This is a genomic window from Microbacterium sp. (assembly GCF_052102115.1).
Lineage (GTDB): Bacteria > Actinomycetota > Actinomycetes > Actinomycetales > Microbacteriaceae > Microbacterium.
This window is the reverse complement of record NZ_JBQDVP010000070.1, coordinates 1-9,824: the sequence shown is the minus strand read 5'-3', so window position 1 is coordinate 9,824 and position 9,824 is coordinate 1. Positions and strand designations below refer to the sequence as shown.

Annotated in this window: 7 protein-coding genes, 1 pseudogene and 2 riboswitches; of the genes and pseudogenes, 4 read left to right on the top strand and 4 right to left on the bottom strand. The window is 67.4% G+C overall.

The features are described from left to right. A pseudogene (locus ACTICP_RS14670) lies at positions 1 to 718 on the bottom strand (IS3 family transposase); the annotation flags it as partial. Between the two features lie 147 nt (positions 719 to 865). On the opposite strand from ACTICP_RS14670, the gene ACTICP_RS14665 reads away from it, so the two are divergent. After that, on the top strand, positions 866 to 1,795 hold the full coding sequence (locus ACTICP_RS14665; RefSeq protein ID WP_441893628.1) for a hypothetical protein: 930 nt from the start codon (positions 866 to 868) through the stop codon (positions 1,793 to 1,795). A 159-nt stretch (positions 1,796 to 1,954) separates the two neighbouring features. Here the strand turns inward: ACTICP_RS14665 and gcvP are convergent, their stop codons facing one another. From gcvP to gcvT, 3 genes are all read right to left on the bottom strand, one after another. Next, on the bottom strand, positions 1,955 to 4,816 hold the full coding sequence (gene gcvP, locus ACTICP_RS14660; RefSeq protein ID WP_441893630.1) for an aminomethyl-transferring glycine dehydrogenase: 2,862 nt from the start codon (positions 4,814 to 4,816) through the stop codon (positions 1,955 to 1,957). 62 nt (positions 4,817 to 4,878) lie between these two features. Beyond that, entirely contained in the window at positions 4,879 to 5,256 is a 378-nt protein-coding gene (gcvH, locus tag ACTICP_RS14655) for a glycine cleavage system protein GcvH (protein WP_441893626.1), read from the bottom strand. After that, positions 5,253 to 6,407, bottom strand: coding sequence for a glycine cleavage system aminomethyltransferase GcvT (gene gcvT / locus ACTICP_RS14650; RefSeq protein ID WP_441893624.1), 1,155 nt, complete (start codon positions 6,405 to 6,407; stop codon positions 5,253 to 5,255). The genes gcvH and gcvT overlap by 4 nt, the downstream gene beginning before the upstream one ends. Positions 6,408 to 6,463: 56 nt before the next feature. Further along, positions 6,464 to 6,565: riboswitch (glycine riboswitch) on the bottom strand. 1 nt (position 6,566) lies between these two features. Beyond that, a riboswitch (glycine riboswitch) is annotated at positions 6,567 to 6,660 on the bottom strand. Positions 6,661 to 6,721: 61 nt separating this feature from the next. Between gcvT and ACTICP_RS14645 the strand changes: the two genes are divergently transcribed. From ACTICP_RS14645 to ACTICP_RS14635, 3 genes are all read left to right on the top strand, one after another. Next, positions 6,722 to 7,387, top strand: a complete 666-nt coding sequence (locus ACTICP_RS14645; protein ID WP_441893622.1) for an NUDIX hydrolase — start codon at positions 6,722 to 6,724, stop codon at positions 7,385 to 7,387. Positions 7,388 to 7,701: 314 nt separating this feature from the next. Then, positions 7,702 to 8,994: a quinolinate synthase NadA gene (gene nadA / locus ACTICP_RS14640; RefSeq protein WP_441893620.1), complete on the top strand. Its 1,293-nt coding sequence runs from the start codon at positions 7,702 to 7,704 to the stop codon at positions 8,992 to 8,994. Continuing rightward, the coding region (locus tag ACTICP_RS14635; protein WP_441893618.1) for an FAD-dependent oxidoreductase at positions 8,991 to 9,824 on the top strand (834 nt) is incomplete at its 3' end. The genes nadA and ACTICP_RS14635, both read left to right, overlap by 4 nt.

Genomic DNA, 9,824 nt, shown 5'->3' with positions numbered 1-9,824 from the left:
AACTCACGGTTGACGAGATCCGGGTGCCGCGCGGCGGCCGGATCAGGCCTGGTCGTCTTGACACGCTTGCTCCGTGTCGCGCCCTCGATGCCCGCAGCACGCATGAGCCGGCCGGTCTGATCCCGACCGATGTCGATCCCACTGCGACGGGCGGTCTTCCAGAGCTTGCGGACCCCATAGACGCAGTAGTTGTCCGTCCACAGCGACACCAGCGCCGGTATGAGCGCGGCATCGCTGATCGCCCGCGCCGATGGCGCACGATCCTTCGCGGCGTAATAGGTGCTCGAAGCTACCTGCAACAAGCTGCAGATGGGCTCGACTCCGAGCGGGCGACCCTCGACGACGTCGTTCTTGTTCGCGTCGATGAACGCGACTACTTCCGATGTTGGCGGTCGAGCTCCGCCCCGAAGAAAGACGCAGCCCTCTTCAAGATCTCATTGGCCCGACGCAGTTCCCGGACCTCCTGCTCAAGCTCCCGCACCCGACGAGCCTCGGCCGTGCTCACGCCCGGCGCGACCCCATCATCGACGTCAGCCTGTTTGACCCAAAGCCGGACGGATTCGACTCCGTATCCGAGCTGCGATGCGACCCGATGCACCGTCCCATGCTCGGTCCCCAACTCAGCTCGCAGCGTCCGCACCATCCGAACCGCAGCGGCCTTCTCCTCCGGCGAATACCGACGCGTCGTCGGCTTCCCTGTTGTCTGCTCTTTCGGCATAACCCCATCCTCGTTTCCAAGGTCAGGAGTCTCCAACAAACTCAGGGCGCTTCACTCCTTCTGCACGAAGGTGAAATGCGCGGAGTTGTCCACAGGACGGGGGGAACCCGGGTCACGCGGGTACCGCACCTTTGTGAGAGTGGGCGGATGCTACGCACCAGCCCGATCGACCTGCATCTCTGGCATCAGTCAGACGACGCCGGTCGCCGCAGCGACCGGGTCCCCGGAATGCAACGCGTCCGCCGCGGTGTCTACGCCGATGCCGCCGAGTGGCAGGCGCTCACTCCCTGGGATCGATACCTCGCGCGGGTGCATGCGCAAGTCCTCTACGATCCCCGCAGCGTCATCGTCGACGAGTCGGCAGCGGCGCTGTGGGGTCCGTCCATCGCCTGGGCATCACGCCCTGTGCACGTTCTCAGACCAGGTGGCCATGCCCGTTCCAGCGCCGCGCTGCGGATCCACACCACCCGTGACACCCGTGACATCGTCGAGGTCGATGGCATCCTGCTCACTTCGCCGACGAGCACCGCCATCGACCTCGCACGAAGCCGTCCGTGGGCGGAAGGGCGGGCGTACGCGGATGCTCTGATGCGAATCGACCCCGGAATATCCTCCGCAGCGCTCAGCGCCGAGAACGCCTCCCGCAGCTCGAGTCGCGGCGCGCTCCACGCCGGCTGGGTCATAGACCGGGCGAGCCCGATTCCGGAGTCCGTGCTCGAGTCCCTCAGCCTCTGCTCGATCGAGTGGAACGGATTCGAGATGCCCACGCTGCAGGTGGAGTTCCCGTGGGAGCTGGGCATCGACCGCTCGGACTTCTGCTGGATCGCTCAGCGCGTCATCGGCGAGGCGGACGGCGATGCCAAGTACGACCTCGCGGAGGATCCCCGACAGGCTCTGCGCGACGAGAAGCAGCGCGAAGATCGTATGCGGCGTCAGGCCGCCGGGTTCGCCCGCTGGGGCTGGGACGATCTTGCCGTTCCCGGACGCATCGCGTCGCTCCTCGTCGCCGCCGGCCTCGAGCCGATCGATCGCCCCGACCCGGTGCTTCTCGCGACTCTCCGCCGTATCGGCCGCTGACCGCCCTCCGCGTCGGCTGCTGACCGCCTGCCGCGCCGCGCCCGTCGTGCCGGTGTTCCGCCGGTGAGACTGCATTCCGCGGACGAGATCCCGCGGATTCCGCGCCGGTTCATCCGCGGAATGCAGTCTCGCGGGAGGGGAAAGGGGTCGGGGGCTGGGTCAGGCGAAAGCCTCGATGGGCGGGCACGCGCAGACGAGATTCCGGTCGCCGTAGGCCTGGTCGATCCGGCGCACCGGAGGCCAGTACTTCGTCGCCACCAGTGAGCGCACGGGGTACGCGGCATCTTCGCGGGTGTAAGGGTGGTTCCACTCGCTCGCGATCAGGGATGCTGCGGTGTGCGGCGCATTCACGAGCGGGTTGTCGTCGGCATTCCACTCCCCCGCTGCAACGCGCGAAGCCTCGTGCTTGATCATGATCATCGCTTCGACGAACCGGTCGATCTCGCCGAGATCCTCCGACTCGGTCGGCTCGACCATCAGGGTTCCCGGCACGGGGAACGACATGGTCGGTGCGTGGAATCCGTAATCGATGAGGCGCTTGGCCACATCGTCGACTGTGATGCCGGTGGCCTCCTTGAGCGGGCGGAGGTCGAGGATGCACTCGTGCGCGACCCGTCCGTTGGCGCCCGTGTACAGCACCGGGTAGTGCTCGCCGAGGCGCGCGGCGATGTAGTTCGCCGACAGGACGGCGGCGGCTGTGGCATCCCGCAGTCCTTCGGCACCCATCATCCGCACGTACGACCACGAGATCGGGAGGATGCCGGCCGAACCGTACGGTGCCCCTGAGACCACTCCGCCGCCGAACTCGTACCCGCCGGCATGCGTGGCACGCTGCTGAAGCGGGTGCGAGGGCAGGTGCGGCGCAAGATGCGCCTTCGCCGCCACCGGTCCGACACCGGGCCCGCCGCCTCCGTGCGGGATCGCGAACGTCTTGTGCAGGTTCAGGTGCGACACATCGCCGCCGAGATCGCCGAAACGCGCGAAGCCGAGCAGCGCATTGAGGTTCGCACCGTCGACGTACACCTGGCCGCCGGCCTCGTGCACCGCCGAGGTGATCTCGACGACGTCCTGCTCGTACACCCCGTGCGTGGACGGGTACGTGATCATGAGGGCGGCGATCTCGTCTGCGTGCGACGCGATCTTCGCGCGCAGGTCGTCGAGATCGACGTTCCCGAGCTCGTCGCAGGCCACGACGACGACCTTCATGCCGGCGAGAACAGCGGATGCTGCGTTCGTGCCGTGCGCGGACGACGGGATGAGGCACACGGTGCGGTGCTCGTCGCCGTTCGCGAGGTGGTATCCGCGGATCGCCAGGAGGCCGGCGAGCTCACCCTGCGAACCGGCGTTCGGTTGCAGCGAGACCGCGTCGTAGCCGGTGACCTCGGCGAGCCAGCCCTCAAGCTGGTCGATCATCTCGAGGTAGCCGGCGACATCGGATTCCGGAGCGAACGGGTGGATCTGCGCGAACTCCGGCCAGGTGATCGATGCCATCGCGGTCGCCGCGTTGAGCTTCATGGTGCACGAGCCGAGCGGGATCATGCCGCGGTCGAGCGCATAGTCGCGATCGGCGAGACTCTTCAGATACCGCATCATGGCGGTCTCGCTGTGGTGGATGTGGAAGACGGGGTGGGTGAGGTACTCGTCCTGGCGGAGGAGTTCCTGCGGCAGAGCGTTGGCTTCGACTCGCTGCGCTCGCTCAACCCGTTTCGTCTCGCCTTCGGCTCGCTCAATGCCCCGCGTGCTGAAGGCGGAGGGCTTGGCGCCGAGGAGAGAGGCGACAGCATCCAGATCGGCGTCGCTCGTCGTCTCATCGACGGAGATCCCGACCGTGCCGTCATCCACCAGGCGCAGCAGGATGCCGTGCTCATGGTGCGCGCGGGCGACGAGTGCCGCAGCATCCGCGGTGCGCACCTCGACCGTGTCGAAGAACGCACCGTGCACGACGTCGGCCTCTGCCTCGACGAGCCGGTCGTGGAACGTCGACGTGCGCGAGGCGACATCTCCCGCGATCCGGCGCAGCCCATCCGGGCCGTGATATACCGCGTACATCGACGCCATGACGGCGAGCAGCACCTGAGCGGTGCAGATGTTCGACGTGGCCTTCTCCCGACGGATGTGCTGCTCGCGCGTCTGCAGCGAGAGGCGGTACGCGGGCTTGCCTTCGGCATCCACCGAGACGCCGACGAGGCGACCGGGCAGCTGACGCTCGAGCCCCTGACGCACGGCCATGTACCCGGCGTGCGGGCCGCCGAACGCCATCGGCACACCGAAGCGCTGGGTGGTGCCCACCGCGACATCCGCGCCGAGAGAGCCGGGCGAGGAGATCAGAGTGAGGGCGAGCAGATCGGCGGCGACGACGGCGAGGCCGCCCGCGAGGTGCGCCGCCTCGATGACCGCAGATGGGTCCCAGATGCGACCGGATGCCGCCGGGTACTGCACGAGCACCCCGAACAGCTCGTCGGGCAGAGCCTCGCCTCCGGCGAGATCGCGCTCGACGAGCTCGATGCCCAACGCCGACGCGCGGGTGGCGAGCAGCGACTTGGTCTGCGGGAACGCGTCGGCATCGACGACGAACACCGGCGACTTCACCTTCGAGGCACGGCGGGCCAGCAGCATCCCCTCGGCGACGGCGGTGGACTCGTCGAGCATCGACGAGTTCGCGGTGGTGAGTCCGGTGAGGTCGGCGACCATCGTCTGGAAGTTGATCAGCGCCTCCAAGCGCCCCTGCGAGATCTCCGGCTGGTACGGCGTGTACGCCGTGTACCAGGACGGGTTCTCGAGGACATTGCGCTGGATGACACTCGGGGTGATCGTGCCGTAGTAGCCCAGGCCGATCATCGGCGTGTTCACCGTGTTGCGCGCGGCGAAGCCGCGCAGCTCGGCGAGCGCCTCAGCTTCGGTCGCGGCGGGAGGGATGACAGACGACCCGGTGGGCGCGGTCAGGATGGAACTCGGAACCGCCTGATGCATCAGAGCCTCGACGGGCATCTCGGCATCTGCGAGCCCGAGGGCCTCCAGCATCGTGCGCTGGGTCTCGATGGTGGTTCCGATATGGCGATCGGCGAATGCGGTCACGACGGCGATCAACTCTTCGTCAGTGCGGTGTACGCGGCGCGGTCGAGCAGGCCGTCGGCCGCGCCGTCTGCCAAATCGACCTTGACCAGCCAGGCTTCCTCGAACGGCGAGGTGTTCACCAGTGCCGGGTCGTCGACGACGGCGTCGTTGACCTCCACGACCGTGCCCGTGACGGGGGCGTACAACTCAGAGACCGACTTGGTCGACTCGGCCTCGCCGAAGACATCACCGCGGGTCAGCTCGGTGCCGACCTCGGGCAGTTCGACGAAGACGATGTCACCGAGCGCGTCGGCGGCGAAGTCCGTGATGCCGATCGTTGCGACGGAACCGTCGACGGCGACCCACTCGTGCTCTTCGCTGTACTTCAGGTTGTTGAGATCAGTCATTTCTTCCTCCGGTAGAAAGGCAGGGCGGTCACGGTTGCGGGAATCTTCTTCCCCCGCACATCCAGATTGACGGTGGTTCCCTCGTCAGCTGACGAGGGGTCGATGAAGGCCATCGCGATCGGGTGGCCGAGCGTCGGGCTGAGCGCACCCGACGTGATCTCGCCAAGGACCAAGTCGTCGTCGGCGACGACGGCGTAGCCCGCGCGTCCGGCACGCTTGCCCTCAGCGGTGAGACCGACGAGGACGCGAGCGTCGGCGGCGGGCGCGGCCGCGTTCTTGCCGACGAAATCGTCTTTATCGGCTGCCACAACGCGACCGAGTCCGGCCTGGGCCGGCTTGATATCGAGGGACAGCTCGTGGCCGTACAGCGGCATGCCCGCCTCGAGGCGAAGAGTATCGCGGGCCGCGAGCCCTGCTGCGACGAGGCCGTGCGGCTCGCCCGCGGCGAGCGCGGCATCCCACAGAGCTGATGCGTCCTCTGCGCGCACGAGAAGCTCGAAACCGTCCTCGCCGGTATAACCGGTGCGGGCGATCAGCAGCGGCTGGCCGGCGAAGAGCGCATCGGTCCAGGCGTAGTACTTCTGCTCTGCCCACGGCATGGTGAGGTCGGTGATGCCGTCGATCGCGGCGACGATCGCCTCGGATGCCGGGCCCTGTACGGCCAGCAGCGCATACGCGTCCGAGACGTCCTCGACAGCGACACCATCGGTCGTTGAGCGAGCGGAGCGAGACGAAGCGGGCTGAGCGACCGGAGGGAGCCGAAGCCTCGCAGCGAGAGCTTCAGCCACGGCATCCCGGTTCCCCGCGTTCGAGATGATCAGAAAACGATCTTCTGCGAGCCGGTAGACGATGACGTCATCGATGACGCCGCCGTTCTCGGCGAGCAGCAGCGAGTACTTCGCTTTGCCGATCTTCATCGTCGAGAGCCGTCCAGCGAGCGCGTAGTCGAGATAGGCGGCAGCTTCGCCGCCGTGGACGAGAAACTCCGCCATATGTGAGATGTCGAAGAGTCCTGCGGCCTCGCGCACAGCATGATGCTCGGCAAGGTCGGAGGTATAGCGCACCGGCATCTGCCAGCCGCCGAAGTCCGTGAAGGATGCCCCCAGCGACTCATGTCGCTCACGGAGCGGTGTGTCGCGTGCCTCAGTCATGGAGTTCTCCCGTTGCGTCGGAAGGATGCCGTACGGAATGCACGGTATCCGAGAACTCCCCCTCTGTCATGGGCCTGAGAGTTTCGCCCGTTCCACCCCTGGCGGGCGATCGGGGCTTTCACCGTCGGCGGATGCGTGAGCATCGCTCTTCAGAGCGGCCGGACATGCACGGTAGGGGTACCTGAGAGATTGGCGGGGAGGCTTGCTCCTTCGGTGTCCGATCGCACTCATCGGACTCTCCCGTGCAGGTCATGCTGGCCTGTGTTCACTTGATGCTCCCAGCATAGCGGCAGCCCTCATCTAGGCTCGACGGCGTGACCGCAATTGCTGACAGCTCTGGGACGATCCGCGTCGCCGTGTCGGCCGTGATCTTCTCACTGCGAGCCGGCGCGGATGGCGACCGGCTCATGCTGCCGCTGGTCCGGCGGACCCGTGAGCCTCATCTCGATTCCTGGGCTCTTCCCGGCGGCTGGCTGGATCCCGCCGAAGACCTGGATGCTGCGGCATCCCGCACCCTCGCCAAGACGACCGCTCTGAAACCCAGCTATCTCGAACAGCTCTACACCTTCGGCGACGTCGACCGCTCCCCCACGCGCGCCGTCTCGATCATCTACTGGGCGCTGCTGCGCTCTGACCTCGTCGACGCCCAACAGGGGGCCGCCGACGCGCCGGAGAATGTCGAGTGGTTCGACGTGGATGACCTGCCCACCCTCGCCTTCGACCACAACCGCATCGTGGAGTACGCGCTGTGGCGGCTGCGGAACAAGGTCGGCTACAGCTGGATCGGGGCGGGGCTGCTGCCCGACGAGTTCACGCTCACCGAGCTGCGCGAGGTGTACGAGACGGTGCTCGGGCGGCGACTGGATCCGTCGAACTTCCGTCGGCTGCTCGAGGGATCCGATGAGCTGGAGCCGACCGAGTCGTTCCGCACCGGCAAGCATCGTCCGGCGCGGTTGTTCCGGTTGGCTCCTGCGGACTGAGCGGCTTCGACTCGCTGCGCTCGCTCAACACGTTTCGTCTCGCCTTCGGCTCGCTCAACGACCGGGTGGCTCCTCTACGGGTCGTTGAGCGCAGGCGCGCAGCGCCGAAGACGAAACGGGCTGAGCGACCGTAGGGAGTCGAAGCCTTCACCTCAGGACACGCTACGGCTCCTCGCTCAACCCGTTTCGTCTCGCTTCGCTCGCTCAACGACCGGCGATCGTCATACGCGGCGCCACACTTTGCACTTAAAGTCATTCCGACATAATCTGGAATCGCACACTAAGTGTCGATATGACCAGAAGGCGGCGCTCCGATGCCCACGTCAACCATCCGCATCACAGACCCGTCCGTCGACCATCTGATCCAGGCGGCGCCGGCGGATTCCTGCAGCACCGACCTCGCCGCAGCGCCCTGGACGTTCGACAGCGCCCCCGCCTACGGCCCTGGTTCCTCTATGGGCGACGTTATTCCGACCGGCGCCCCGCAACAGGGTGAGCTCCCCGCCGAATATCGCGAGGCGAGCGAAGAAGAGCTCGACGGTCGCATCCGGGCAGCCAAGGCCACTCTCGGCGACCGCGCCGTCGTGCTCGGACACTTCTACCAGCGTGAAGAGGTCGTCCAGCACGCCGACTACGTGGGCGACTCGTTCCAACTCGCGAACGCTGCGCTGGAGCATCCTGATGCCGACGCGATCATCTTCTGCGGCGTGCATTTCATGGCCGAGACCGCCGATCTGCTCTCGACGCCCGACCAGGCCGTCATCCTGCCGAATCTCGCGGCTGGCTGCTCGATGGCCGATATGGCCGATATCGACCAGGTCGAGGACTGCTGGGAGCAGCTCGCCGACGTCCTCGGTCCACTCGATCAGACCGACGCCGACGGCCGCGTCCCTGTGATCCCGGTCACCTACATGAACTCCTCGGCCGCGATCAAGGGCTTCGTCGGACGCCACGGCGGCATCGTCTGCACGTCATCGAACGCCGAGACGGTGCTGGAGTGGGCGTTCGAGCGCGGCCGTCGCGTGCTGTTCTTCCCCGACCAGCACCTCGGACGCAACACCGCCAAGGCGATGGGCGTGCCGCTCGAGCAGATGCCGATGTGGAATCCGCGCCGTCCCGTGGGCGGTTCGACGGCGACCGAGCTCGAAGAGTCGCAGGTCATCCTCTGGCACGGCTTCTGCTCCGTGCACCGCCGGTTCACCGTCGCGCAGATCGATCAGGCGCGGGCCGAGCATCCGGATGTCCGCGTGATCGTGCACCCGGAGTGCCCGATGGAGGTCGTGGATGCCGCAGACGAAGCAGGCTCGACCGACTACATCCGCCGGGCGATCGCCGGCGCGACAGAGCCGACGACGTTCGCGATCGGCACCGAGATCAACCTCGTGCGGAGACTTGCCGCGCAGTTCCCAGAGCACGAGATCTTCTGCCTCGACCCGGTCGTCTGCCCGTGCTCGACGATGTACCGCATCCACCCCGGGTACCTCGCCTGGGTGCTGGAAGAACTCGTCGCCGGACGGGTCGTCAACCAGATCTCGGTGACCTCGGACGTCGCCGACCCGGCCCGGATCGCCCTCGAGCGGATGCTGGCAGCGAAGCCTCGCGCATGAACATCGTCGTCGTCGGCTCCGGCATCGCCGGGCTCACCGCGGCACTGCACGCCTCGGATGCGGGGCATCGGACGACGCTCGTGACCAAGGACGCGCTCGGCGGCGGCTGCACCGCGCTCGCCCAGGGCGGTATTGCGGGCGTGTACGGCCCGGGCGACTCGCCGGAGCAGCACGCCGCGGACACCCTCTCGGCGGGTGCGGGCCTGTCGGATACCGCGGCCGTCGACGTTCTCGTGCACGACGGCGCCGCCCGCATCGCGGAACTCATCGCCCGCGGCGTCGCATTCGACCGTGACGCCGAGGGGACACTGCTGCTCGGCCGCGAGGCCGCCCATGCGCACGCTCGCATCGTCCACGCCGGCGGCGATGCCACCGGTGCTGCGATCTCGCGGGCGTTGGTCGCGCAGGTGCGCGACGCGAACGTCGAGGTGATCGAGCACGCGCTGCTCGTGGACGTTCTCACGCATGACGGTGCTGCGCACGGCATCCGGATGCTGCGCGGCGGTGCCCCCGTCGGCATCAATGCGGATGCCGTCATCCTGGCCAGTGGCGGGGCGGGGCAGCTGTACGCGCACACGACGAATCCGGTCGGGGCGACCGGCGACGGGATCGCCGCGGCGATCCGCGCCGGTGCCGAGGTCGCGGATCTGGAGTTCGTGCAGTTCCACCCGACCGTTCTGGATGCCGGTGACGCGTTCCTCATCTCCGAAGCCGTGCGCGGCGAGGGGGCAGCGCTCGTCGACGACGAAGGTCGCCGGTTCGTGTTCGATGTTCATCCGGACGGTGAGCTCGCCCCGCGTGACGTCGTCGCGCGTGCCGTGGCCCGGCAG

Coding starts and splice junctions, on each gene's coding strand:
- ACTICP_RS14665 (WP_441893628.1), top strand. CDS start 866: ATGCTACGCACCAGCCCGATCGACCTGCATCTCTGGCATCAGTCAGAC.
- gcvP (WP_441893630.1), bottom strand. CDS start 4,816: ATGCTGGAGGCCCTCGGGCTCGCAGATGCCGAGATGCCCGTCGAGGCT.
- gcvH (WP_441893626.1), bottom strand. CDS start 5,256: ATGACTGATCTCAACAACCTGAAGTACAGCGAAGAGCACGAGTGGGTC.
- gcvT (WP_441893624.1), bottom strand. CDS start 6,407: ATGACTGAGGCACGCGACACACCGCTCCGTGAGCGACATGAGTCGCTG.
- nadA (WP_441893620.1), top strand. CDS start 7,702: ATGCCCACGTCAACCATCCGCATCACAGACCCGTCCGTCGACCATCTG.